The sequence below is a fragment of the Roseovarius pelagicus genome (genome assembly GCF_025639885.1).
Taxonomy (GTDB): domain Bacteria; phylum Pseudomonadota; class Alphaproteobacteria; order Rhodobacterales; family Rhodobacteraceae; genus Roseovarius; species Roseovarius pelagicus.
This window is the reverse complement of record NZ_CP106738.1, coordinates 2719052-2743547: the sequence shown is the minus strand read 5'-3', so window position 1 is coordinate 2743547 and position 24496 is coordinate 2719052. Positions and strand designations below refer to the sequence as shown.

22 protein-coding genes are annotated in these 24496 nt (G+C 58.9%); 15 read left to right on the top strand and 7 right to left on the bottom strand.

Annotation, left to right across the window (positions count from 1 at the left end; translation table 11 throughout):
- Window positions 1-42 precede the first annotated feature (42 nt).
- From N7U68_RS14650 to folP, 4 genes are all read left to right on the top strand, one after another.
- Window positions 43-2583, top strand: a complete 2541-nt coding sequence (locus N7U68_RS14650) for a putative PEP-binding protein (RefSeq protein WP_165194396.1) — start codon at window positions 43-45, stop codon at window positions 2581-2583.
- A 179-nt stretch (window positions 2584-2762) separates the two neighbouring features.
- On the top strand, window positions 2763-3371 hold the full coding sequence (locus N7U68_RS14645) for a cell wall hydrolase (RefSeq protein WP_263047292.1): 609 nt from the start codon (window positions 2763-2765) through the stop codon (window positions 3369-3371).
- Between the two features lie 104 nt (window positions 3372-3475).
- On the top strand, window positions 3476-4408 hold the full coding sequence (locus tag N7U68_RS14640) for a dihydroneopterin aldolase (protein ID WP_263047291.1): 933 nt from the start codon (window positions 3476-3478) through the stop codon (window positions 4406-4408).
- Window positions 4409-4413: 5 nt separating this feature from the next.
- The gene (folP, locus tag N7U68_RS14635; protein ID WP_373323009.1) at window positions 4414-5418 is read left to right on the top strand and encodes a dihydropteroate synthase; all 1005 of its coding nucleotides are present in this window, start codon (window positions 4414-4416) and stop codon (window positions 5416-5418) included.
- A gap of 18 nt (window positions 5419-5436) precedes the next feature.
- Here the strand turns inward: folP and N7U68_RS14630 are convergent, their stop codons facing one another.
- Window positions 5437-6381, bottom strand: coding sequence for a DMT family transporter (locus N7U68_RS14630; protein ID WP_263047289.1), 945 nt, complete (start codon window positions 6379-6381; stop codon window positions 5437-5439).
- 106 nt (window positions 6382-6487) lie between these two features.
- Complete coding sequence (gene ilvC / locus N7U68_RS14625) at window positions 6488-7510, bottom strand: ketol-acid reductoisomerase (RefSeq protein WP_165194402.1); 1023 nt, start codon at window positions 7508-7510, stop codon at window positions 6488-6490.
- A gap of 130 nt (window positions 7511-7640) precedes the next feature.
- On the opposite strand from ilvC, the gene N7U68_RS14620 reads away from it, so the two are divergent.
- The 3 genes from N7U68_RS14620 (at window position 7641) to N7U68_RS14610 (ending at window position 9778) form a co-directional block, all read left to right on the top strand.
- On the top strand, window positions 7641-8096 hold the full coding sequence (locus tag N7U68_RS14620; protein WP_263047288.1) for an Lrp/AsnC family transcriptional regulator: 456 nt from the start codon (window positions 7641-7643) through the stop codon (window positions 8094-8096).
- On the top strand, window positions 8093-8551 hold the full coding sequence (locus N7U68_RS14615) for an Lrp/AsnC family transcriptional regulator (RefSeq protein ID WP_165194406.1): 459 nt from the start codon (window positions 8093-8095) through the stop codon (window positions 8549-8551). Before N7U68_RS14620 ends, N7U68_RS14615 begins: the two co-directional genes overlap by 4 nt.
- A gap of 99 nt (window positions 8552-8650) precedes the next feature.
- Window positions 8651-9778: an aminotransferase class V-fold PLP-dependent enzyme gene (locus tag N7U68_RS14610; protein WP_263047287.1), complete on the top strand. Its 1128-nt coding sequence runs from the start codon at window positions 8651-8653 to the stop codon at window positions 9776-9778.
- Window positions 9779-9822: 44 nt separating this feature from the next.
- Here the strand turns inward: N7U68_RS14610 and N7U68_RS14605 are convergent, their stop codons facing one another.
- A complete protein-coding gene (locus N7U68_RS14605) occupies window positions 9823-11019 on the bottom strand; it encodes a UbiH/UbiF family hydroxylase (protein ID WP_263047286.1) in 1197 nt (398 codons plus the stop codon).
- A gap of 164 nt (window positions 11020-11183) precedes the next feature.
- Window positions 11184-11828: a pyrimidine 5'-nucleotidase gene (locus N7U68_RS14600; protein ID WP_263047285.1), complete on the bottom strand. Its 645-nt coding sequence runs from the start codon at window positions 11826-11828 to the stop codon at window positions 11184-11186.
- Between the two features lie 108 nt (window positions 11829-11936).
- Here N7U68_RS14600 and N7U68_RS14595 point away from each other — a divergent pair, with 108 nt between their 5' ends.
- Window positions 11937-12581, top strand: a complete 645-nt coding sequence (locus tag N7U68_RS14595; protein WP_165194412.1) for a GntR family transcriptional regulator — start codon at window positions 11937-11939, stop codon at window positions 12579-12581.
- Here N7U68_RS14595 and N7U68_RS14590 read toward each other — a convergent pair.
- Window positions 12522-14477, bottom strand: coding sequence for a glycosyltransferase (locus tag N7U68_RS14590; RefSeq protein ID WP_263047284.1), 1956 nt, complete (start codon window positions 14475-14477; stop codon window positions 12522-12524). The genes N7U68_RS14595 and N7U68_RS14590 overlap by 60 nt on opposite strands.
- A gap of 309 nt (window positions 14478-14786) precedes the next feature.
- Between N7U68_RS14590 and N7U68_RS14585 the strand changes: the two genes are divergently transcribed.
- The 6 genes from N7U68_RS14585 (at window position 14787) to N7U68_RS14560 (ending at window position 21088) form a co-directional block, all read left to right on the top strand.
- The gene (locus tag N7U68_RS14585; RefSeq protein ID WP_165194416.1) at window positions 14787-15443 is read left to right on the top strand and encodes a helix-turn-helix domain-containing protein; all 657 of its coding nucleotides are present in this window, start codon (window positions 14787-14789) and stop codon (window positions 15441-15443) included.
- Between the two features lie 217 nt (window positions 15444-15660).
- Window positions 15661-16590 carry a class II glutamine amidotransferase gene (locus N7U68_RS14580; RefSeq protein WP_263047283.1) on the top strand — a complete coding sequence of 310 codons (930 nt, stop codon included), beginning with the start codon at window positions 15661-15663 and terminating at the stop codon, window positions 16588-16590.
- Window positions 16590-17267: a GltB/FmdC/FwdC-like GXGXG domain-containing protein gene (locus N7U68_RS14575; protein ID WP_165194420.1), complete on the top strand. Its 678-nt coding sequence runs from the start codon at window positions 16590-16592 to the stop codon at window positions 17265-17267. Before N7U68_RS14580 ends, N7U68_RS14575 begins: the two co-directional genes overlap by 1 nt.
- 14 nt (window positions 17268-17281) lie before the next feature.
- Window positions 17282-18625 (top strand): FMN-binding glutamate synthase family protein, encoded by a 1344-nt coding sequence (locus N7U68_RS14570; RefSeq protein ID WP_263047282.1) that lies wholly within the window; start codon window positions 17282-17284, stop codon window positions 18623-18625.
- Between the two features lie 72 nt (window positions 18626-18697).
- On the top strand, window positions 18698-20026 hold the full coding sequence (glnT, locus tag N7U68_RS14565; protein ID WP_165194424.1) for a type III glutamate--ammonia ligase: 1329 nt from the start codon (window positions 18698-18700) through the stop codon (window positions 20024-20026).
- A gap of 219 nt (window positions 20027-20245) precedes the next feature.
- Entirely contained in the window at window positions 20246-21088 is an 843-nt protein-coding gene (locus tag N7U68_RS14560) for an EamA family transporter (RefSeq protein ID WP_263047281.1), read from the top strand.
- On the opposite strand, the gene N7U68_RS14555 is transcribed toward N7U68_RS14560, so the two are convergent.
- Both N7U68_RS14555 and N7U68_RS14550 read right to left on the bottom strand, forming a co-directional pair.
- Window positions 21085-22113 carry a GlxA family transcriptional regulator gene (locus N7U68_RS14555; RefSeq protein ID WP_263047280.1) on the bottom strand — a complete coding sequence of 343 codons (1029 nt, stop codon included), beginning with the start codon at window positions 22111-22113 and terminating at the stop codon, window positions 21085-21087. The genes N7U68_RS14560 and N7U68_RS14555 overlap by 4 nt on opposite strands.
- 282 nt (window positions 22114-22395) lie before the next feature.
- Window positions 22396-23334 (bottom strand): dimethylarginine dimethylaminohydrolase family protein, encoded by a 939-nt coding sequence (locus tag N7U68_RS14550; protein ID WP_263047279.1) that lies wholly within the window; start codon window positions 23332-23334, stop codon window positions 22396-22398.
- A gap of 274 nt (window positions 23335-23608) precedes the next feature.
- Between N7U68_RS14550 and aguB the strand changes: the two genes are divergently transcribed.
- Window positions 23609-24487, top strand: coding sequence for an N-carbamoylputrescine amidase (gene aguB, locus N7U68_RS14545; RefSeq protein ID WP_263047278.1), 879 nt, complete (start codon window positions 23609-23611; stop codon window positions 24485-24487).
- Window positions 24488-24496 lie beyond the last annotated feature (9 nt).

Sequence of the window (24496 nt, the reverse complement as noted above, 5' to 3'; positions counted from 1 at the left end):
CCGCGCGCGCCGTATGCTGCACCGACACAGAAAGGTGCCGCAGTGCAGCAAGCAGACTCGAATATCACGCTGATCACCTCAGATGCCCCAATTGCGGGCCACACCCACGGCGGCCGGGCAAAATGCCTGCAACGTCTTGTGCGGCTTGATCTGCCGGTGCCGCGCACCGTCGCGTTGTCATTCGACACGGTCCACCGCATCGCCGCCGGTAACATGCCGGACATGAATGCGCTGATTGGCCAGCTAGGTGACAGCGCCTTGCTCTGCGTGCGCCCTTCCTCGGAAGACCCCGATTGGGGTGGGCCGCGTGCAATCCTCAATATTGGCATGACCGATGCCGCCCGCGACGCGCTCGCCCCGCGGATCGGGGCCAAGGCCGCCGCCAAGCTATATTTGCGCTTCGTGCAATCCTACGCGATCCACGTGGCCCGACTGGATGCCGATACGCTCGACGATGTATCAGACGATCCAGAGGAAGGGCTGGCAGAGGCACTCGCGGCCTATGAGGACGAAACCGAAGAACAATTCCCCCAAGACCCCGCCGTGCAATTGGCCGAGGTCCTGCGGTCCATGGCCCGCGCGTGGGAAGGCACGACAGCGCGTCTGCTGCGTCAGGCCAAGGGCGCGCCTGCCGATGCCGGGCTGGGTCTGGTGGTACAGGAGATGGTTATCGGGTTGGGACGAGGTGAATGTGGATCCGGCGTGCTGCAACTGGTGAACAGTCAGACCGGCCAGCGTCAGATGACCGGCCGCTATCTGAGCCAGAGTCAGGGCCGCGACGCGCTAAGCACAGGGGCCGATGCGCTATATCTGGAACGGGACCCGCGTGGGCCGTCGCTGGAAGAACTGGCACCAGAAGCGTTTGCCCAACTCAAGGATCACACCGCATTGATGCGCACCAAGTTGCGCGAGGAAATGCAGGCTGAATTCACCATTGATAATGGCAAACTTTATCTGCTCGACGGGGTGCGTGTCGCCCGTAACGCCCGCGCGGCCGTCAGCATCGCCGTGGCGTTGGCCGAGGACGGCATTATCCCTCGTGAAGAGGCGCTGATGCGGATTGAACCGCGCGCGTTGAACGAATTGCTGCACCGGCAGGTCGACCCCGACGCGCCGCGTGATCTGTTGGCCAGCGGTATCGCCGCCAGCCCCGGTGCCGCCACCGGGCATATTGTCTTTACCGCGACGGCTGCACAGGCCGCCGCCGCCCGTGGCGAGGCGTGCGTGCTGGTCCGGCGCGAAACCAGCAGCGAGGATATCCGAGGTATGCACGCCGCGGTTGCCGTCCTGACGGAACGTGGCGGCATGACCAGCCACGCGGCCGTCATCGGGCGCGGCATTGGCCTGCCTTGCGTCGTGGGCGCGTCCAAGCTGCGGTTTCAGATGGGCAAGCGAAAGCTGATCGCGCCAGATGGCCGAGTGCTGAGCGAAGGCGATGACGTCACCATCGACGGCACGAACGGACAGGTCCTGTTCGGCAAGGCACATCTGTTGGACGCGGGCATCGACGACAGCTTTCGGGTACTCATGGATTGGGCCGACGATGTGCGTGATCTGGCGGTACGTGCCAACGCCGACACGCCTGCGGATGCGTTGGTCGCCCGCAATTTCAAGGCGCAGGGGATCGGCCTGTGCCGGACCGAACATATGTTCTTTGACGAGGCACGCATGACGGTCATGCGCGAAATGATCTTTGCCAACTCCAGCGCCGATCGCGCCGCGGCGCTGGATCTGCTGTTGCCGATGCAGCGCGCCGACTTTGCCGAACTATTCCGCATCATGCAGGGGCAACCCGTCTGCATTCGTCTGTTCGACCCGCCCTTGCATGAATTCCTGCCCTCGGATCGGGCCGGGCACCGGGAACTGGCCGAGGCGCTGGACCTACCGTTGTCGGTCGTCACGCGCCGGGTCGAGGCGCTGAGCGAATACAACCCGATGCTTGGAATGCGCGGCGTGCGTCTGGGCATCACCGTCCCCGAGATTTACGACATGCAGACGCGCGCGATTTTCGAGGCGATGTTGGATGCCCGCGGCGAGGGTGACCCCATCGTGCCCGAGATCATGATCCCTCTCGTGTCTGCCAGCCGCGAGGTTGAATTGGTCAAAACGCGCATTGACGCGATCGCCAACGCCGTTCGCAGCGAAACCGGTCAGGATTTCACTTATCGTCTCGGCGTGATGGTCGAAACGCCGCGCGCCGCGTTACGCGCGGCCGACATCGCGCCACAGGTATCATTCCTCAGCTTCGGCACCAACGACCTGACGCAAATGACCTACGGACTCAGCCGCGACGACGCGGGCAGGTTCATGTCCGAATATGTTCAGCAAGGGGTCTACCCCGAGGACCCCTTCCACTCGCTCGACATTGATGGGGTGGGCGAACTGCTGCGAATCGGGGCCGAGCGTGGGCGCGGGGCCCGCACGGATCTGGTGCTGTCGATCTGCGGTGAGCACGGCGGAAACCCCGAATCGATTGCCTTCTGTCGGGCAGCGGGATTCGACTATGTATCGTGTTCTCCCTTCCGTGTTCCGGTGGCGCGACTAGCTGCCGCACAGCTCGCAGTACGGGACAAGATCGGGTAGGCGTCGCAGAAATATCCCACCAAATGAGGTGGTTCAACGGTTGAAGGCATCCGTCGCCAAAGCCCGGAAACACGGCTCAGGCCGATGACAAAAGGCGCTAGACTGGACGATTTGAGCCAAATTCGCTACATCGCCTGAAGGCTGGGGGGCTGCTCCCTCGTTGCTCACAAGGATAAATGATGTTTCGGACCGCATTAATCGTTCTGCTGGCATGGGTCAGCATGGCCGCTGCTGACACGCCGGTAAAGAAGCTTCTGGGACAAGAACGCCGCGCGCTTAACGCGATGTCAGAGGCCAAGCTGGCCAGTTATCTGAAAACGCCGGGCGGCAAATTTGCCTATTCCCGTGACTGGATCGACGCGCAAAAACCTGTAAAGGGCAATGCCGAATGGCGTTGTCTGTCTGAGGCGCTATACTTCGAGGCCCGCGGCGAGAGCGTCAAAGGCCAGTTCGCGGTTGCCGAGGTCATTTTAAACCGCGTTGATAGCCCCAACTATCCGAACACGATCTGCGGCGTGATCAAGCAGGGCACCGGGCGAAAATTCCAATGCCAGTTCACCTATACCTGCGATGGACACAAGGAAGTCATTGCCGAACCGCGCGCATTCGAGCGGGTGGGTAAGATCGCGAAAATTATGACCAAAGCTGACGAACGTCCGCTTACCAAAGGTGCTACGCACTATCATACCCGTGCCGTTAGCCCACGCTGGTCACGCGTCTTCGCGCGCACCGCGACCATCGGCGTGCACCATTTCTACCGCCAGCCACAGCGCGTGTCGCTTAACTAAGGCCGACACGTCGGTCTTGTGGCTTGTTTGTACCGCCCCATCAGGCATGCTAAGCGCGCGCCGGGCGCGCGTTTGCGTCCCGACCTGATTTGCGGAGCGAAGCAATGACCACGGAAATTCAACTGGCGTTTGCGCACCCTGAAGCACGGGCAGACGCCACCGCACCTGATGGTCCGCTAGACCGTATTTCGCTGCGTGATCATATCGTCGAAGTAGAGATCGGAGCGTTTCAGGCTGAACGCGGCAATACGCAACGCATTTGCTTTAACGTTGTGGTCGAAGTGCGGCCCATCACCGCCCCGCTGGATGACGATGTTGATCGTATTCTGAGCTACGATCGCGTGACCGAGGCCATCGCCACCGAATTGGCCGATGAGCGTCTGAACCTGTTGGAAACGCTCGCAGAACGCATTGCAGAACGCATCCTGCAAGAACCACAGGCAGTGCGCACCTTTGTGCGGATCGAGAAACTGGATCGCGGGCCCGGCGCTCTGGGGGTCGAGATCGTGCGCTCTGTCGATGACCACGAAACCAAGCCCGTTGCTGCGCACGCCGGAATGCGTCCGCATCCGCATGTAGTCTACCTCGCTAATGCTGCCATCGCCTCATCAAACCTGCGATGCTGGCTCGATCAACTTGAACAGCGGGCAGAGCCGATCGTGCTTTGCGTTGGGTGTGCAGATCTGGACACGCCCCAAACCGGGCACCGCATGACTCAGCGCCGGGTCGATCTTCTGGCCATTGAACAGAATGCTTGGGTTCTGTCGGGCTGTGATGATCGCTGCGTGGTGGTAGAAACCAAAACCGAGCTGGACTGGGCAATGAAGAACGGCCAGATCAGCGTTTGGGCCCCCGCAAAGATCGTGCTCGACGCCGTCGACGCCCCCGGCGTCGGCCCAGATGATCCGGTGGCGTTGGCTGCATGGTTCGCCGGGCAGCTGAATGCATCGGATCTGTTGGTCATCGGCGAGGTAAAGCCCAAAACCTCGACAGCCGTGCCTGTATTGGTGCAGGATATCGCGCAGCCTGACCTATGACCAATATGTATTATCGGCCAATTCCGCGTACCGATCATGTACGGACCACAGGCGCACTGACGCTGGCGGGAGGCTGGACGTGGTTCGACACCGTCGAGGAAACTCAGCGCGGCGGTACCTCGCGGCTGATCGCTGCTGCGGAACTGCCCGATGACCTACGCCAGCGCCTGACGTCACCCCGCGCGCCGATCGCAACGCTCGACTTTGCCACGCCAAAGTTGATGGGCATTCTGAACGTCACGCCGGACAGCTTCTCCGATGGTGGCGCGCATAACACATTCGCAGACGCAGTGAATCGCGCCCGAGCAATGGTTGCCGAAGGGGCGCACATTATCGACGTTGGTGGCGAGTCCACGCGCCCAGGTGCAGCAGACGTGACCGAGGCCGAGGAAATCGCCCGCACAGCGCCGGTGATCGCTGCAATGCGTGCTGCGATGGATGTGCCAATCTCCATCGACACGCGAAAGACAGCCGTTGCGCAGGCAGCAACTGACGCAGGGGCGACGTTGGTAAACGACGTGGCTGGATTCCGTTTTGACCCTGCGCTTGCGCCTTTTTGCGTCGCATCCCGCCTGCCCGTCTGTGTGATGCACGCGCAGGGTGATCCCGCGACGATGCAAAAAAACCCGCGCTACGATCATGTCGCGCTGGATGTTTATGACTTTCTGGCCGAGCGTGTCTCGGCGCTCACTGCACTTGGCATTCCGCGTGCACAGATCATCGTCGATCCCGGTATCGGGTTTGGCAAAACGCAGGCACATAACTTGACCCTGATGCAGAATCTCAGCCTCTTTCACGGGCTGGGTTGTCCGATCCTGCTGGGCGCATCGCGCAAACGGTTCATCGGCGATATCGGTGGCACACCAGAGGCGGGCGCACGTATGCCCGGATCAGTGGCCGTGGCATTGGCCGGCATTGCCCAAGGCGTACAAGTGTTGCGAGTGCACGACGTCGACGCGACCCGTGCCGCCTTGGCCTTGTGGCGCGCGGTCACAGGCAGCGGGGGCTAGATTTCTCGACGAAAAATCTCAGCCGCGCCCGTTTCGACCGGCGAAGAGACGCCGCAGCGCCCCGGCCTGACTAAGCGCCACGCCCGACAAGATCAGGATTAGCGCCCAAAGTAGGCCAGCCGGCAGGGCCTCTCCCAGAAATACGATCCCGAAAACCACCGACCAGACCGGCACCTGATAGTTCACCAAGCTCATAAAAACCGGGCCCGCGTCGCGGATTACCTGTACCAGCAACAGCTGGGCAATGCCGGTCGGAAAAATACCGAGATAGAGCAATGCCAGCACCGTCATACCCGGCATGTCCTGCGGAATATCCTCCATCCACAGCGCATAGGGCGTGAATGTCAGCGCCGCGATGCTGAGAGCTGCAGCCGACAGCGACAGCATGTCCACCGCCGGACAGAGCCGGGTGATGATCGTTCCGATCGCATAGCAACTTGCAGCACCCACACAGGCAATCCGGGCGAGCGCCTCGAGGTCCGCACCTGTCGCGGCAAAGGCGGCGGGACCAATCAGCACCATCACGCCCACTGTGCCAATAAGAAAACCAATGGTGCGGCGCAGACTCATCTGCTCTCCGGGGACGAAGACATGCGCAAGCGGAAGAACGAACAGTGGCACAACCGCCATGCAGACCCCCGCAAAACCCGACGCAACGTGTTGCTGGCCCCAGCTGAGAAAGAAGAACGGCACCGAGTTGGAAAAAAGCCCCATGAGGGCCGCACATATCCAGATTGTGCCTGCCCCTGCACCGCTGGTACGCGGCAATCCAACCCCACGGGCATAGGCAAGGATAAGCACGAACACCGCCCCCAGTGAAATACGTGTCGCAACCAACAGCAGCGGACCAATCCCCGTGAGTGCCACGCTGATGAACATAAAGGATGCGCCCCAGATCACCCCCAGAATGGCGAGCTTGAGCCAGTTGATTGGCCGGATCACGGCGGCTGGTGGTGGCGTCATCAGAGGACTCCCATCATTGGTCTGCGACATGACAGACCCCAAATAGTGCCAAAGCCCGGCGCCCCCTATCGGGCACCGGGCCTTGGTCATTTCGCTTTCATGTGGCTCAGTTCTTGGACTGATCCACCAGTTTGCCTGCGCTGATCCAAGGCATCATTTCGCGCAGCTTGCGGCCGACTTCCTCGATCTGGTGCTCGTCATTCATACGACGCGTGCCTTTGAAGAACGGCTGGCCAACGGCATTTTCCTGCATGAAATCACGCACGAATTTGCCTTTCTGAATGTCGGTCAGGATCGCTTTCATCTCTTTCTTGGTCTGCTCATAGGGCAGAACCCGCGGGCCGCTGACGTATTCACCATACTCGGCTGTGTTCGAGATCGAATAGTTCATGTTCGCGATGCCGCCCTCATAAATCAGGTCAACGATCAGCTTCACTTCGTGCAGGCATTCGAAATAGGCCATTTCAGGGGCATAGCCCGCCTCGACCAGTGTCTCGAACCCCATGCGGATCAATTCGACCAGACCACCGCAGAGCACGGCCTGTTCGCCAAAGAGATCGGTTTCGCATTCTTCGCGAAAGTTGGTTTCGATGATGCCCGAACGACCGCCACCGATGGCCGAGCAATAGCTGAGGCCGATTTCCAGCGCCTTACCCGAGGCGTCACGATCTACCGCGACGAGGCAAGGCACGCCGCCACCCTTCTGGTATTCACCACGCACCGTATGACCGGGGCCTTTGGGCGCCATCATAATGACGTCGATACCTTCTTTGGGCTCGATCAGGCCAAAGTGGACGTTCAGACCGTGAGCGAACGCAATGGCAGCGCCTTCGCGAATGTTGTCATGCACGTACTTCTTGTAGGTTTCGGCCTGCAATTCATCGGGCATGGTGAACATGATCAGGTCTGCCCATGCTGCGGCCTCTGCGATCTCCATGACCTTCAGGCCTTCGCCTTCGGCCTTTGCCGTCGAGGGCGAACCGGGACGCAGCGCCACAACGAGGTTCTTCGCACCGCTGTCGCGCAGGTTCAGCGCGTGAGCGTGGCCTTGGCTGCCATAGCCAAGGATGGCCACTTTCTTGTCTTTGATCAGGTTGATGTCGCAATCGCGATCATAATAAACGCGCATAATATGTTCCTCCGTGGATGTGATTGAAGCGTAATTTACGCGAATCGACGCGATAAGGGACGCATTATCGCTTTGATTTGCCATATATTTCGAGTATTTATAACTAAAATCATCAATTAATGAGTAAATCATGCTCGACGATATGGACCGGCGCATATTGCGGCACTACCAGCACGACCCCGCACTTGGGCCTGCCGAACTGGCGGAACGCGCCGGTGTGACAGCGGCAACCTGTGCGCGGCGTCTTGAGCGGATGCAGGCGTCAGGGATCATCCGGGGCAACCGCGCGGTGATAGATTGGCGGGCATTGGGGTACGAGGTTGAGGTATCTCTGCGGGTCACGCTGGACAAGACGCAGGCGCGTGCCTTTGATGAGTTCATGGCGGCAGCACGCGATGTGTCGGAAGTTGTGGAATTGCAGAGCTTTTTAGGGCGGGTCGATATTCGTCTGTCGGTGATCGCACGGGATATGGGCCATTACCAACAGATCTACCGCCAAAACATCCTGACCCTGCCGCATATCGCCGATATCGAGGCGTTGATGCATGTGGCCCGGATAAAATCGGACGAGGTGCTGCCGCTGTGATCGAATTGGACACGGTAGATCGACGCATCCTGCGCGCCTTGGTCGAGGATGCCACGCAAAGCGCCAGCGCATTGGGGCGGACGCTGGGTCTGTCACAGCCTGCGACATGGCGTCGAATCAAGCGGTTGCGCCAATCCGGCGCGATCGCCGGGCAGCGACTGGAACTCGATCACGAGCGTCTGGGATTTGGCGTAACCGTTTTTCTGGGCGTCAAACTGGCAACCAAAGGACGCGTCAGCCTCGATGATTTCGAGCGCGCCGTCTCGGCCATCCCCGAGGTGCAGACAGTGGAACATATCCTTGGCCTTTATGACTATCGTCTGCGCGTCGTCGCCCGCGACATCGCCGATTTTGAACGGGTGCTGCGGCGACGGATCATGGCACTTCCCGGCGTTGGTGATGTCGAAGCCAATGTATTACTGAGCGAAGAGCGGCGGCCCGGCCCGATTGGCTGATCCAAAAGGCGACGCCGATTATCACAGCACAATGAATCCTTTGCCTATTGCCGCCGGGCGCGCTAGCACCGACGCAACACAGATATTGGAGACATGCCCATGACCGCCCTTCTTGATACAGTCGATCCCGATGGCCTGTTGGAATACTCGGTGGTTTTCACCGACCGTTCGCTGAACCACATGTCGGCCAGCTTTCAACAAGTCATGCGTGACATCTCTGGCATGCTGAAAGAGGTCTACAATGCTGATGCCGTGGCGCTGGTGCCCGGTGGCGGCAGCTATGCGATGGAAGCGGTCGCCCGTCAATTCGGTGCGGATGCCCATGCGCTGATCGTGCGTAACGGCTGGTTCTCCTATCGCTGGACACAGATTTTTGACGCAGGCAAATTCACGTCGGAAGAAACCGTGTGCATGGCGCGTCAGACCGGCAACGGCACAACCGCGCCCTTCGCCCCTGCCCCGATTGAAGAGGTCACGGCCAGAATTCGCGAGGCGCGCCCCGATGTGGTTTTCGCCCCGCATGTCGAAACGTCGGCAGGTCTGATCCTGCCCGACGATTATGTGACAGCACTCGCTGCAGCGGCGCATGAAGTCGGCGCCCTGATGGTCCTGGATTGCATCGCGTCGGGCTGTGCGTGGATCGACATGCAGGCAACCGGCGTTGATGTCCTGATCTCGGCCCCGCAAAAGGGCTGGTCAGCTTCGCCCTCGGCGGGGCTGGTCATGCTCTCGGCCCGCGCGGTCGAACGGATGGAGGCCACCACATCGAACAGCTTCGCGATTGATCTGAAAAAATGGCACCAGATCATGGCGGCCTATGAAAATGGCGGACATGCCTATCATGCCACGATGCCCACCGATGCGCTGCGGGCTTTTCGCGACACGATGTTGGAAACGAAAGAATATGGGTTCAAGCGATTGCGCGAGGCGCAATGGGCGTTGGGCGACGGCGTGCGCGCCATGCTGGCCGATAAGGGGATGACATCCGTTGCCGCCGACGGGTTCGGCGCGCCGGGCGTTGTCGTCACCTATACCGAAGACCCCGACATCCAGAACGGTAAGAAATTTGCCGCCGAAGGCATGCAGATCGCCGCAGGAGTTCCTCTACAATGCGACGAGCCGGAAGGCTTTCGCACGTTCCGGCTGGGCCTCTTTGGCCTTGATAAACTTTATGATGTGCCCGCGGCCCAAGCCCGCCTCAAATCCGTGCTCGACAAAGTGCTCTGATCCGCCGCTCTGACGTCCCTTGTTGGTGAACCCGAAGAGGGGCGTCAGCGGCGCATGCCTAAGCCCAGCCCCATCAGCGTCTTGCGTACCGGCGCAAAGGCATGGATCGCGTTCAGTCCCATCGCCCGCGCATCGCGCAGCGGCCGCGCACCGGCCATTGATGCGCGATTCAGCACGTCAATCCCTGCCACGCGCGCGCGTACCTCACCGTGCCGCTTGCGGTGGTAAGCGTCCAGCATCGCCGCGTCACCCAACCGATCTGGCGCGGCCACGGCCAGATCACGTAACACGCGCATATCACCGAGGCTCATGTTCAGGCCTTGTGCGCCGATCGGCGGGACCACATGCGCCGCCTCGGCCACCAGTGCCACACGTTCTGCGGACATCTGCGCCGCAACTTGGCTGATGATCGGCCAAACAGTCCGGCGCGAGGCCAGCGTGAGCGGACCAAAGAGATGACAACTGCGTGTGCTCATTTCCTCTTCGAACGCGGGTGCATCCAGTGCTGCCAGACGCAGCGCCTCCGGCCCATGCTCCATCCAGACCACCGCCGAAGAGGGCATCCCCTCGTAATCCGGCAGCGGCACCAGCGTGAACGGTCCGCCGCTACGATGGATTTCGGTCGAGACATTGCCATGCGGGATCGGGTGCGTGACCGCAAAAGCGAGCGCTTTTTGCCCGTATCGCGTGACCTTGGCTGAAATTCCTGCTGCCTCGCGAATGGGCGAGTTGCGTCCATCCGCTGCGATCACCAAACGCGCGCGCACAGTGCCGCCATCGCTGAGACGCACGCGTGCCTCGGCCATGCGTGTCAACAGACCCTCCGTCGCAGTACCGGGGCGGAATTCGACATTCGGCAGACTGTCCAGATGCGCTGTCATCTCTCGACGCAGCAGCCAGTTGGGCAGGTTCCAGCCAAATGGCGCATCAGACAGTTCGACCGCCTCGAAATCCCGAACCGACCGTGGCTCGGCCAGATCGCCCCCCGCATCCACGATACGCATGATTTCGAGTGGGGCCGCATGACTGGCAAGGCGCGGCCACAATCCCGCATCTTCGAGCAGAGAGCGCGCGGGTTGCAAGAATGCGGTGCTGCGTAAATCCGCCCCGTCTGCATCGCGTGCGGTAACGGGCGGGGCTGGATCGACACAAAGCACCGAAAACCCCGCAGTGCCAAACACCGCTGCCGCAGTCAGCCCGGCCACGCCACCGCCAGAGATCACGATATCTACGTCCGCCATATCCCTTACCTCTACTCAGTCCGCGACAATACTCATCGCATTGCACCGATACCATCCCCGAGGGGCGTATGCCCCTCGTTTATACATCGCCGGTATGATCTAGAATATGCGGCCCCAAGCCACATGGTGGAACGTGAATGCTGCGCGATTTGCCGCAACCCGGATTAGATCAACCGCGCCAAAAAGTTCGCCAGATCATCGGTATGATGATGGATATGTGGCGCAGGATGCGGCGTCGGCCCCACATGCACCGTCCGTAGCCCCATCTGGTGCGGTGCTTCCAGATTGCGCACGTCATCCTCAAACATCGCGGCGCAATCCGGGGCGATCCCATCAGTGGCAAAAATCGCCTCGAATGCTGCGCGCTCCGGCTTGGGCAGGAAACCGGCATGTTCCACGCCGTAGATCGCATCGAAACTACCCCCGAGGCCCCGCGCGGCGATGACGCGCTCGGCATATGGGGCACAGCCGTTTGTATAGATAATTTTGCGCCCCGGCAGCGCAGCGATCTGCGCCCGCAGATGGGGATCCGGCTGTAGACGTTCCATCGAGATATCGTGCACATCCGTCAGATATGGGCCGGGATCGACGCCGTGTTCACGCATCAACCCCGCAAGCGTGGTACCATGGGTGCGCCAGTAGTGCCGCCGCAGACGATCCGCTTCGGCGCGCTCCACGCCAAGTGCGGTCATCACGAAATCGGTCATCTTCACTTCGATCTGATCGAAAAGCCGTGCCTCTGGCGGGTACAGAGTGTTGTCCAGATCAAAGACCCAAGTGCTGACGTGAGAGAAGAATTGCTTTGGCATGGTGTGGATTTACCCCTGTCCGCGCCTCGTGACAATGCAAGCAGGGTTGATTGCGCAGGCGGCAGGCGCGTAGTGTCTGCAAAATTTCAGTGGAACCGGAAAAGCCTGATGAAACCTGCCCCAACCGATGCCTATTCTCTGATCTTGGAGGCGATTGACCTTGGCGTCTACAAACCCGGCGACCGTCTGGTTGAAAGTGATCTTGCAGAACGGTTGGGTGTTTCACGCACCCCCATCCGAGAAGCTTTGCAGCGTCTGGAAACCCAGTCACTCTTGACCCGAGACGGGCGCAGTCTGATCGTATCATCACTCGATCACAATCAACTGGCGGAACTATACGTCGTGCGCGCCGAGTTGGAAGGATTGGCTGCCAGCCTCGCCGCGCGCCACGCGACCGCTGAAGAAGTGGCGGTATTACGCGACATGGTCGAGCAAGACCGCGCATTGGTCGGCAATCCCGGTGCGATGGCCCGTGCCAACCGACGCTTTCACAAACAGATACATCTCGCCTCGCATAACCGTTTTCTGGTCCAGCAATTGGGATTGGTTCACCGGTCCATGGCGCTAATGGCCACGACCTCGCTGGCCGCCGTGGGACGCGATTCGGCAGCAATCGCCGAACATGATGCCATCGTGCGTGCGATCGAGACTCAGGATACAGCCGCCGCAAGAGAGGCGCTGCAAGCGCATATCTCAAAAGCGTTCGTGACGCGCCTGAAACTGGATTCCGGTGAGGTCAAATCCACGATTTGACCGTCGCATTTCTACATCTGCCGAATGACCCGCCCCGACCAACGAATGACCGTGACTCGTTTTGTCCCAGAAAAACGGCGCAAAGATCAGTTCATAAAGGGCCTTGTAGGCGGCAAGCGTGCCCAAGGGCGTATAGAAATGCATGGTCGGCGCCCACAGCATGAGGTGCCGGTGATAGCGCCCGGAAACTGCTACGAGGTAGATTGCGATATTTAGCAATTCAACCGCCAGAAATAGTCGTCCCAGCAGGATCAGCGCATCCCGCGAAATCAACGGGTCCAGCGGGTGCGACAGCCCGAACAGGATCAACCAGAATGACCACAGGAATGGCGCCAAGAAGAACTGTGACAAAGCCGAGACAAAATGCGCCTGAAAACCCCAGAACTTTAGCGCCCCCAGTTGCCGATACAGTTGCACAGGCCTGCGCATATGTACCAGATAGGTCTGCATATACCCCTTTAACCAGCGCGATCGTTGCTTGACCCACGGCCAGACTCGGCAGTTGGCCTCCTCCCCGGTGACGGTTCCGATGATTTCAGTTCGGTAACCATGGCGCGCCAGGCGAAAACCCAGATCGGCGTCCTCGGTCACGTTATGGGCGTCCCACCCGCCCAACGCCTCCAGCGCGGGGCGGCGAAAGTATAGCGTCGTACCACCCAACGGAATCGCAAACCCTAACCGCGCAAGCCCGGGTAGCATCACCCGGAACCATGCCGCGTACTCAATGCTGAAGCAGCGCGCCAACCAGTTCTGCCGGGGATTGTAGTAATCCAGTATGCCCTGCAGACACACGACCTCTGGCGGGGCCGCCTGAAACCGGCGGGCCACTTGGGTGATCTGATCGGGGTCGGGTGAATCTTCGGCATCAAAAATACCGATGATATCACCCTCGCAGAAATCCAACGCATAGTTCATTGCGCGTGGTTTTGTACGCGGTTGACCTTCTGGCACGATGACCGCGCGCATCCACGGCGGCAGATCAATTTCTGCCAAGGTCTGCCGCGTAGTCGTGTCGTTTTCCTCCAGCACCAGAATGACGTCGAGCAGACATTTGGGATAGGTCAGCCGTGTCAGCCGCGTGACCAGAGCATGAGCGATTTCGGTCTCTTGAAAAAGCGGAACCAGCACCGACACTTTCGGCAGTTTCTGCGTCGGTGATACAGTCGGAGCGTCTTCTTCGACAGGCCCCAGTGCCATGCGCGCAATCAACGCAGAGACACGCAACCCGAACGACACGACCAGCGTCAATGCGGCCCATCCCGCGAACGCAGCGAACACAATGGTCGGAAAGAAAAAGGTTAGCATCAGGCAAAGTGTCATCGCCCCCAACGTCACGCACAGCCGTCGCAGCGGATTGGCGCGCCATGTCCGAAAACTCTCGTGCTCGGGGACCCGCGCTTGTGCGGCTTTTGTCAGTGCGGCTCTGTTTAGGTTCGCAACCCGGTCCTGAATATCGCGGCGCGGAGCGATCACCAGCGGCAGGCGCGTGACACTATCGGGCAACATGCCTTCGAACGCGCGCAATGTATCTGGTGTGGACACGGCCAAAGCAGATACTGCATCGGACTGCGCGATCGGCACGGCAGCATGTTTCAGCAACAGGCGCGGATCGACACCCGGCAGAACGGCAGCACTGGCAGCGAGTTCTGAGCCCTCAATGAGAGTGGTATTCGCCCGGCGTGCTTGCGCAGCCAACAGATCAGCAGAACCGGCCAACCCCTCGGCTTCCAGCACCCTTTCCAGTGACGCATCACAATGGCTCTGAACCAGTTGCGCCAGCGCCGCATCTGAACTGCTGATGGTGCCGGCGCGCACGAGATTCAGCCCCAGATCACAGAGCGCCCCGGCAGATTTCAGAGACCGCGTGTCCAGCTGCCGCAATTCTGAAATGCCCATAGATTAGTCCTCAGCCCGGAATACACCGAAGAGTTTCATTCATTTCAGTTAATGATGCGTAAAGAAGAGGTTAACGGGAGGTTAAAGGGTACTTCATATACGCGTCTCTTTTCCGCGCAGAATGACCATCGGCACAAATCCACAATCGTTACTTCTGCGTATTCAACTAATGTTCAAATGATGCTGCATGAACTTTACTGATATTAAAATTTAGGATAGCTACAGGAATGCTGCGCATTATACTGATCACATTTGGTCCGCGCTGCTTTTCGTGCCTATCGGGCAATTTCTGAACAAAGGCCCAACTCGATGAGCATAGATGCAACAAACACCAAGAAGACCGCATTCTTGACCCAAGACCCGCACAGCACCGCAGATGGTGTGCGCGAAAAGGTTCTTGAAGTTGCTATCGGCCGCGAAGTTCGGGCGTTCCGTCGCAAACAGGAAATCACCGTAGCAGATCTGGCCCAGATAACCGGGCTGTCCATCGGTATGCTGTCAAAAATCGAAAATGGGAACACATCGCCCTCGCTAACGACGCTGCGAACGTTGGCTAACGCGCTCAGAGTGCCGCTGACCAGTTTCTTTCGCAGCTTCGAGGAGCACCGAGAAGCTGTCCACACCAAGGCCGGCCAAGGTGTCGAAATGCAACGCGATGGCACGCGCGCCAATCACCAGTATAATCTACTGGGTCACATCGGGGCCAATGCCTCTGGCGTTATTGTAGAGCCTTATCTGATCACACTTACCGAAGAATCAGACGTGTTCCCAACCTTTCAACATGGCGGGATCGAGACGATTTACATGCTGGAAGGCGAAGTGGAATACAGGCACGGGGATGATGTGCATACGCTCGAACCGGGCGATACGTTGTTCTTCGATGCCGATGCACCGCACGGACCTGAAAAGCTGATCAAGCTGCCCGCGCGTTACCTTTCGATTATCAGCTACCCCCAAAAAGCCTGAAATCCGTCAAGCACGTAGCGTGAATGCACCCGGTGGTGGGATACATCCCAACTGGAAGCTTCATTTTGCATATGCCGTGCTTCCTTGGCTTGCCCGCCGCACATATTCAGCAAGGAAATTGACTGTCAGGAAATTTACTTTCCCAACAGTTGAACGGTTTGAAATTTGGTGCTAGCCTCCGACTCAGTCAGAACGCCTTAATGAAAGGAACGCACAGATGTGTGGCATCGTTGGCCTTTTCCTCAAAGACCCCAGCCTGGAATCTCGGCTGGGAGATATGCTTACCGACATGCTGATCACCATGACGGATCGCGGCCCCGACAGCGCTGGCATCGCAATCTATCGTGATGAGACGCCGGGCCGTGTGAAAATGACCGTTCAATCGGACACACCAGATGACGATTTCGCGCAGCTGGATACCGAGCTCGGTTCAAGCATTGGTAAATCTATAACAATGCGCGTCATTGATACGCACGCCGTGCTGGATATTCCGAGCGATAGCGTAACCACCGCGCGCGCGGCGCTGGGCACAATTCGCCCCAACGTCCGGGTGATGAGCTATGGCGAAACGCTTGAGATCTACAAAGAGGTCGGACTGCCCAAAGACGTCGCTGCCCGCTTTGAACTGAGTAAAATGCACGGCACGCACGGGATTGGTCACACTCGCATGGCAACTGAATCCGCCGTGACCACAATGGGCGCACACCCGTTCAACACTGGTGCAGATCAGTGTCTTGTGCACAATGGCTCGCTCAGCAATCACAACGCGTTGCGCCGCAAACTGCGTCGCGAGGGCGTGCATATTGAGACAATGAACGATACCGAAGTTGGCGCAGCCTACCTGACATGGCGCATGCAGAATGGCGCGACACTGGGCGAGGCGCTGCAAAGCTCGCTGGATGATCTCGACGGTTTCTTCACCTTCGTCGTCGGCACCAAGGACGGATTTGGTGTTGTGCGCGATCCAATCGCCTGCAAACCCGCCGTCATGGCCGAAACCGACCAATATGTTGCGTTTGGTTCTGAATATCGCGCGCTGGTCAACCTGCCCGGCATCGAGCAGGCCCGTGTCTGGGAACCCGAGCCGGCAACCGTCTATTTCTGGAGCCATAACGCAGCTCCGACCGCCACAGAGAAGGCCGCGTAATGCAAACATTCGATCTAGAAGCGCAGGGATTGCGCGACCTGAACACGACACTTCAGGCACAATCCAAGGAAACCAACCAGACCAAGTGGGAAATCGTGAACGCCAAGGGCAGCCACGCGATTGCCGTCGGTCTGGACGCCCCCATTGAGGTCAACGTCATGGGGTCCACCGGCTATTACTGCGCCGGCATGAACAAGCAGGCGACCGTGCGCGTGCATGGTTCAGCCGGGCCGGGCGTTGCCGAAAACATGATGAGCGGTACGGTCATCATAGAAGGCGATGCCAGCCAATATGCAGGTGCTACCGCGCATGGCGGCACATTGGTGATCAAGGGCAACGCCTCGTCGCGCTGCGGCATCTCGATGAAAGGCATCGACATCATCGTGCATGGCAACATCGGCCATATGAGCGCGTTCATGGCCCAGTCGGGTAACATGGTCGTCTGTGGCGACGCCGGCGATGCCTTGGGCGACAGCCTGTATGAGGCGCGCCTGTTCGTGCGCGGATCAGTCAAATCTCTGGGGGCAGATTGCATCGAAAAAGAGATGCGTCCCGAGCATATCGAGATCCTAAAGGATCTGCTGGAGCGCGGCGAATGCGACGCCAAACCGGAAGAGTTCAAGCGCTACGGCTCGGCCCGCAAGCTGTACAACTTCAACATTGACAACGCTTACTAAGAGGGGCTGACGACATGAAAGACGATCACCAAGGCGCACCGCGCACCGTTCCGATCCAGTCGGCCACGTTCTCGAATCCGACAAACGCCGAAATCCGCCGTGCGGCAGCGACCGGCATCTATGACATCCGTGGCGGTGGCTCCAAACGCAAGGTTCCGCATTTCGACGACCTGCTGTTTCTGGGCGCATCGATCTCGCGCTATCCACTGGAAGGGTACCGCGAAAAATGCGACACCAAGGTCGTTCTGGGCACCCGTTTTGCCAAGAAGCCGATCGAGTTGGACATTCCTGTGACCATCGCGGGCATGTCCTTTGGTGCGCTTTCGGGCCCAGCCAAAGAGGCACTGGGACGCGGCGCGACACTGGCAGGAACCTCGACCACCACTGGTGACGGCGGCATGACCGAAGAGGAACGCGGCCACTCCAACAAGCTGGTCTATCAGCTCCTGCCATCGCGTTATGGTATGAACCCTGATGACCTGCGCCGTTGCGACGCCATCGAGGTTGTTGTTGGTCAGGGCGCAAAGCCCGGCGGCGGCGGTATGCTGCTTGGGCAGAAGATCAGTGATCGCGTGGCCGAAATGCGCAACCTGCCTAAGGGCATCGATCAGCGTTCGGCCTGTCGTCACCCTGACTGGACCGGCCCGGACGATCTGGAAATCAAGATCCTTGAACTGCGTGAAATCACCAACTGGGAAAAGCCCATCTACGTCAAGGTCGGGGGCACCCGCCCCTATTATGACACCACGTTGGCCGTTAAGGCAGGCGCGGATGTGGTCGTACTGGACGGGATGCAGGGCGGTACAGCCGCCACACAGGACGTATTCATCGAGCATGTCGGCATGCCCATTCTGGCCTGTATCCGCGAAGCGGTGCGCGCGCTCGAGGATCAGGGGCTTCACCGCGAGGTGCAGCTGATCGTGTCAGGCGGCATTCGCGGCGGAGCGGATACCGCCAAAGCACTGGCGATGGGCGCGGACGCGGTTGCCATCGGTACCGCCGCGCTGATCGCGCTGGGCGATAATGATCCGCGCTGGGAGTCCGAGTATAACGCACTGGGCACCACCGCAGGCGCATATGATGACTGGCACGAAGGGCGCGACCCTGCCGGTATCACCACGCAGGATTCTGAACTGATGAAACGGTTCGATCCGGTCGCCGGCGGACGTCACCTGAACAACTACCTCAAGGTGATGACGCTGGAGGCGCAAACGATTGCACGGGCCTGCGGCAAAAACCATCTGCACAACCTGGAGCCGGAAGACCTCTGCGCTCTGACAATGGAAGCCGCTGCCATGGCCAAGATTCCATTGGCAGGTACGGACTGGTATCCCGGCAAGCCGGGCACCGGGTTTTAAGAACTACATCAAGGGCGCAGCCATCAAGGCTGCGCCCAAGTCACAAAAGACGATCAACAGGGACGACCCAATATGACCACAGATCTCGCCAAATTTGCCGCTGATAACGGCGTGAAATACTTTATGATTTCCTTCACCGATCTCTTTGGTGCCCAACGCGCCAAACTGGTCCCAGCGCAAGCGATTGCAGACATGCAGGAAGACGGTGCAGGCTTTGCCGGGTTCGCCACATGGCTGGATCTGACGCCCGCGCATCCTGACATGCTCGCCGTGCCGGACCCATCATCGGTGATTCAACTGCCGTGGAAGCCCGAAATTGCATGGGTCGCTGGGAACTGCGTCATGGAGGGTGCAGATGTGGCTCAGGCCCCGCGCAACGTGCTGCGCCGCCTGATTGACGAAGCGGCCGAAGAAGGCATGCATGTCAAAACCGGGATCGAAGCCGAATTTTTCCTGTTGACCCCCGACGGCGACCAGATCAGCGACCCCTTTGATACCGCGGCCAAGCCCTGCTACGACCAGCAGGCGATGATGCGCCGCCTCGACGTGATCCGCGAGATCAGCGATTACATGCTCGATCTGGGCTGGGGCCCCTACCAGAACGACCACGAGGACGCCAACGGCCAGTGGGAAATGAACTGGGATTTCGACGATGCTCTTTCAACGGCGGACAAGCACAGCTTCTTCAAGTTCATGACCCGGTCCATTGCCGAAAAGCACGGTTTCCGCGCCACCTTCATGCCCAAGCCGGTCGAGGGTCTGACAGGCAATGGTTGCCACGCGCATATCTCAGTCTGGGACGCGCCCGGCAAGGCAGCCAAAGTCAACGTCTTTGCAGGCGAGGGTGAAGGCCAGACCGGTGAGCTGGGCCTATCCGAGCGCGGCAAGCATTTCCTCGGTGGTATTATGAAACACGCCAGCGCGCTGGCGGCGATCACCAACCCCACCGTAAACAGCTACAAGCGGATCAATGCACCGCGTACCACGTCCGGTGCCACATGGGCTCCAAACACGGTGACATGGACCGGCAACAACCGGACGCATATGGTACGCGTGCCCGGCCCCGGCCGGTTCGAACTGCGCCTGCCCGATGGAGCAGTCAATCCATATTTGCTGCAGGCGATCATCATTGCAGCAGGCCTGTCGGGTATCCGGTCCAAGGCTGATCCGGGCAAACGCCATGACATCGACATGTACGCCGAAGGTCACAAGGTACGCGGCGCGCCCAAGCTGCCGCTAAACATGCTCGACGCGTTGCGCGAATATGACAAGGACAAGGGCCTGAAAGAGATGATGGGCGAAGAATTCTCCAAATCCTACATCAAGATGAAGATGCAGGAATGGAACGACTACACCTCGCATTTCTCGCAGTGGGAAAAAGACCACACGCTGGATATCTGACCTTATCAATACCACGTCCCTACCAACTGGGCTTTGCAGTCTTTGACATGAGCTGCAAAGCTCTTTTTTGTTTCCTCCGCGATTTTCCGCGACCGGAGGCGGGCCATCGCAGTAGCATCCGACCGGTCGCGGGACTCCAGTCTGATCCACCAACGCACAGGGTAAGTCAGGAAAACCAATGATCCATAAAATGGCGATATGCATCGCAGAGGTACGCTGATGTTGGCATTGTCTCTGGGCCTGTGCGCCGCGCTGGCATGGGGCATCCATGACATCTGCGTGCGGCAGGTCGCCCAAGGCAGCGCCGTATTGCCGCTGCTTATCGTCATGTTGATGACCGGTACGCTATTACTTTTGCCGCTCGCTCTGGTATTTGGCGACTGGCACGAGATGAATGCGATTGATGGTGGCCTGAGTGTTCTCAGCGGCCTGATCTACATCTGTGCTTGTATCGGCCTCTACAAAGCGTTCGGGATAGGCCCTGTTGCGCTGGTTGCGCCCATCGTCGGTGCATACCCGATACTGTCTGTCGGTTGGGCCGCTGCCTCTGGACAGATCGTGCCTGTTGACCAATGGATCGCCGTTGTTGTCGTCCTGTGCGGCGTCGCTCTGGTCAGCATTCTCTCGGATGAGCAGGCGGGCAATGGCTCTCGAGTTTCGGCAGTTGGCTGGGCGGTGCTGGCAGCGGTTGGATTTGCCGGGACATTCGCCACCGGACAAGCGGCAACCGCATCGGGAGACGAGCTGCCCGTGATTTTCATCTCGCGCCTGACCGCATCAGTCGTTTGCCTGACACTGCTCATGCTGGCCCGTAGCCCTAAACGCCCTGACCGCTCTGCATGGCCCTACTTGGTGCTGATGGCGCTACTGGACACCACGGCCCACGGTATCGTTCTGGCCAGCGGCACCCTCCAGCGAGCCGAGTTCGCCGCTGTCGGCGCGTCCATCTTCGGCGTGGCGACGATCATTCTCGCACGGCTCATTTTGCGAGAACCGATGCGCACGGCCCAATGGGTCGGGGTTGCCATAACCTTTTCAGGGATCGGATATCTGGCGCTTTAGCCCGCGTCGAATTTCAGCAAATCGATCTTTTTTCGTGTCCGCATTCTGGATGGGGTCAGGCCATATTCGTCGCTTACGGCCTTGGCCATCGTGCTGCGCGAGCCAAAGCCCGTCGCCAGCGCGACATCCATCAACGGCATCAGCGTCGTTTCAATCATGACGCGGGCCTGTTTTACCCGCAAACGCTTGTAAAATCGCGCGGGCGTTTCATCAAACACCTCGCGAAACACGCGCTCCATATGGCGCGTCGAAATTCCAACCATCTCGGTAACTTCGCTCATCGACAGAGGCTCTGACAAATTGACCTCCATCAGACGAATTGCATCCGATATGCGTTCGTCAAACAATGCCTCGTTGCCTGCCGCCCCACACGGTTGCTCTGCGTCAGTCTTCCGGATGGTGGGCAACAATAACTGGTTGCCGATCTCCGCGAGCTGCGCAGCCTCCAGAAACGGCGCAATCAATCCGATGATCAACTCCACTGTTGCACCGGTGCCCGCCGCCGTCAGAATCCCGTCACTGTTTTCACAGAGCCGATCGGTCAGTCCGGGGTGATGCCCCTCCTCGTGCAGTACCGGAATATCACGCCAATGCGTCGTCACCTTGCCAGCGGGCGATTTGGTCATCCGGATAAAGGCGGTTGCTGCATCCGACAGCAGAACCACAGGCGCTGCCAGACGTTGCATCGCGCGGGCACGTCGCGGCCAGTCCGATCGTGCTGCTCTGGGTCCACCCAGAACCACCATGATGTCCGCATACATGTGATCATGCACCGCTGGTTTGGCACGAACCAGCATCGCCGTGTTGCCCGAAACGATCCCCGGCGTGTCCGACACTACACGCCAGTCAAATGCATCTCGGGACAGCACCGCGTTGGCCATGGCCAGCGTGTTGGTCACGGCAGCAAATTCCAGTTCGGAAAAGCCACGATGGACATAGATCTCGAAGGTCCGTCGCACGGGCGTATCACCGCTGCGCAGGCCAAATCCTCCGAGAGGTTTGATCACGGTGTCTGCCCGTCCCATCTCAGTCCTCCTTAGACCGCAAATGCCGTTTGACCCAACTCTAGCACGAGGCACTATTCGCCTTCCCTCAACGCTTCCCTCTATAAGGAGCGGTCAAGATGACTCGCGCGCAATTATTCCCTATAATAATATTTTTTGCCCAAGGGTCAATTATTTCACCTAGCGATGTATAGGGCACGCCAGCTAAATATGATAGAATTAGCCGCGAACGACAGGTAATTGCCTTCCGTCGAGACTATAGCTCGTACACCACGCACACGGCATGCGTCACCGGATCGGACCTTAGCCTGCACTACGCCGCAATGACTGCGCCATACAATGGATGCCCCCGCCCATCATACTGAACATCGACATGTCCGGGTCATAGACAGTAAATCCATTGGCGCGCAGCTTCGCATTCAGATCCTTGCTAGCTGCCGGAGACAGAACACGTTCGTTGCCCAGCGACATCACGTTGCATCCCAACGCCATCGTATCCTTAAATCCGACTGGCACGATCTCGACCTTTCGCGATTTCAGCCAATCCAGCACGTCATCTGGCGTCGTTTCGACACAGACGGCGGCGCATTTTTCGGCGATCATGCAGACCATCAGATCAATATGTACATAGAATGGATCGATCGAGGCGTATTTCACCTCCCAGCCTTCCAGTTCCATCCAGCGTCCAATCTGGCGGGCCGAAACTTCTTCGCAGCGTTTCCCGGTATAGCCAATCAGAACCGCTCCCGGTTCAATGATATGAAAATCACCGCCTTCAAAATTACCTGCCGTGACCATGTCATATATCGGGATGCCGGCCTCTAGATAGAACCTTAGTGCAGCGGCATATTCGCCCCGGCGGCGCGGGTTTGCCATCTGAGTGATGACCGCCCCCCATGGGGTCATAAAACTGCTGTCGCGCGCATATACGCCATATTTCAGATGCTCGTCCGCGGGCAGGGTATGGATGCGAACGCCTGCCGCTTCGTAGGCATCGCACATCTCGCGATGTTGGCGCACAGCGGACTGATGATCCCACGGGCGTTTCTTTTCCGCTGTTTCCCGATAGATTGAGCTAAACTCGACATTGTCCATGTGTCCGAACGTCTCGACCGGCCCGAGCAGCACGTCGTGAAGCACCCCGTATTCAGAATCAATACCCCACTCGGTCAGGGGTACACTGTCGCCATCCGGCTTGCGTGCGCGCAGGGTATCTGTGGGATGTGTTGCATCTTTGGCCATGGTTGTCCCTCCTGAAGCCCGCGGCACGATGCCAGAAGCCTAGCGCGGAATGAACAATGTAGCAGCAAGAATTTTCTGCCCGTCAATTCAATGTTTCTCAGACGGCTAAAGGTCCGCACGAAACCAGACGAACCCGCCCCCATTACCCTACCCCTTGAGGGATATTCCGAAACCGATCTGACTGCGCATAACCTGCACAAGACAACACAGACATGCAGGAACTGCCGGCCAGTCATCGCAACATGACGGCATTCTGCTAGAAAGGTGGGAACATATGCGCAATGTAACTCTCGCAGCCACACAGATGGCTTGTGGTTGGGATGTCGATGAAAACATCGCTACCGCAGAGCATATCGTGATCCGCGCCGCCGAGGCGGGCGCGCAGATGATCCTGTTGCAGGAGCTGTTTGAGCGCCCCTATTTCTGCCGCGAACAGACGTTAGAGTTCCTCGACTTTGCGCAGCCCCTAGGGCAGAACAAAGCCGTCGCACATTTTCAATCCATCGCTCGTAAACTGGGTGTCGTTCTGCCAATTTCCTACTACGAAGAATGTGGGTTAGCGCGCTACAATTCATTGGCCGTAATTGATACCAACGGCGAAATCCTGACCAATTACCGCAAGACCCACATCCCGCAAGCGCCTGGTTACGAAGAGAAATTCTACTTTTCGCCCGGTGATACCGGCTTTCAGGTGGTGCAAACCAAATTTGGCCGCCTCGGCTGTGGTATCTGTTGGGATCAATGGTTTCCCGAAACCGCCCGTTCCCTCGCTCTGAAAGGGGCAGAAGTTCTGATGTACCCTACGGCCATCGGCAATGAACCAAACAGTCCCGACCTTGACAGCTCCGGCCATTGGCGCCGGACCATGCAGGGACATGCCGCAGCCAACATGGTTCCCTTAGTCGCCTCTAACCGGATCGGGGAAGAACTGGTCGGGGACACGCCCGGCACGTATTATGGCACCTCATTTATTGCTGGCTACACAGGTGAAATCCTGACCGACACCGCCAAAGCCGTGGAAGATGTGATCACCGCAACAGTCGATCTGGACGCCGCAGCCGAATTTCGCGGCAGCTGGGGCATCTTTCGGGATCGCAGACCCGAAATGTACCACACTTTGCGCACACTGGATGGACAGACCCCGGTTGGATGAACACGGGGC

Coding starts and splice junctions, on each gene's coding strand:
- glnT (WP_165194424.1), top strand. CDS start 18,698: ATGACCACAGATCTCGCCAAATTTGCCGCTGATAACGGCGTGAAATAC.
- N7U68_RS14595 (WP_165194412.1), top strand. CDS start 11,937: ATGAAACCTGCCCCAACCGATGCCTATTCTCTGATCTTGGAGGCGATT.
- N7U68_RS14630 (WP_263047289.1), bottom strand. CDS start 6,381: ATGACGCCACCACCAGCCGCCGTGATCCGGCCAATCAACTGGCTCAAG.
- N7U68_RS14585 (WP_165194416.1), top strand. CDS start 14,787: ATGAGCATAGATGCAACAAACACCAAGAAGACCGCATTCTTGACCCAA.
- N7U68_RS14605 (WP_263047286.1), bottom strand. CDS start 11,019: ATGGCGGACGTAGATATCGTGATCTCTGGCGGTGGCGTGGCCGGGCTG.
- N7U68_RS14640 (WP_263047291.1), top strand. CDS start 3,476: ATGACCACGGAAATTCAACTGGCGTTTGCGCACCCTGAAGCACGGGCA.
- N7U68_RS14590 (WP_263047284.1), bottom strand. CDS start 14,477: ATGGGCATTTCAGAATTGCGGCAGCTGGACACGCGGTCTCTGAAATCT.
- N7U68_RS14610 (WP_263047287.1), top strand. CDS start 8,651: ATGACCGCCCTTCTTGATACAGTCGATCCCGATGGCCTGTTGGAATAC.
- N7U68_RS14550 (WP_263047279.1), bottom strand. CDS start 23,334: ATGGCCAAAGATGCAACACATCCCACAGATACCCTGCGCGCACGCAAG.
- aguB (WP_263047278.1), top strand. CDS start 23,609: ATGCGCAATGTAACTCTCGCAGCCACACAGATGGCTTGTGGTTGGGAT.
- N7U68_RS14560 (WP_263047281.1), top strand. CDS start 20,246: ATGTTGGCATTGTCTCTGGGCCTGTGCGCCGCGCTGGCATGGGGCATC.
- N7U68_RS14620 (WP_263047288.1), top strand. CDS start 7,641: ATGCTCGACGATATGGACCGGCGCATATTGCGGCACTACCAGCACGAC.
- ilvC (WP_165194402.1), bottom strand. CDS start 7,510: ATGCGCGTTTATTATGATCGCGATTGCGACATCAACCTGATCAAAGAC.
- N7U68_RS14555 (WP_263047280.1), bottom strand. CDS start 22,113: ATGGGACGGGCAGACACCGTGATCAAACCTCTCGGAGGATTTGGCCTG.
- N7U68_RS14580 (WP_263047283.1), top strand. CDS start 15,661: ATGTGTGGCATCGTTGGCCTTTTCCTCAAAGACCCCAGCCTGGAATCT.
- N7U68_RS14575 (WP_165194420.1), top strand. CDS start 16,590: ATGCAAACATTCGATCTAGAAGCGCAGGGATTGCGCGACCTGAACACG.
- N7U68_RS14600 (WP_263047285.1), bottom strand. CDS start 11,828: ATGCCAAAGCAATTCTTCTCTCACGTCAGCACTTGGGTCTTTGATCTG.
- N7U68_RS14570 (WP_263047282.1), top strand. CDS start 17,282: ATGAAAGACGATCACCAAGGCGCACCGCGCACCGTTCCGATCCAGTCG.
- N7U68_RS14645 (WP_263047292.1), top strand. CDS start 2,763: ATGTTTCGGACCGCATTAATCGTTCTGCTGGCATGGGTCAGCATGGCC.
- folP (WP_373323009.1), top strand. CDS start 4,414: ATGTATTATCGGCCAATTCCGCGTACCGATCATGTACGGACCACAGGC.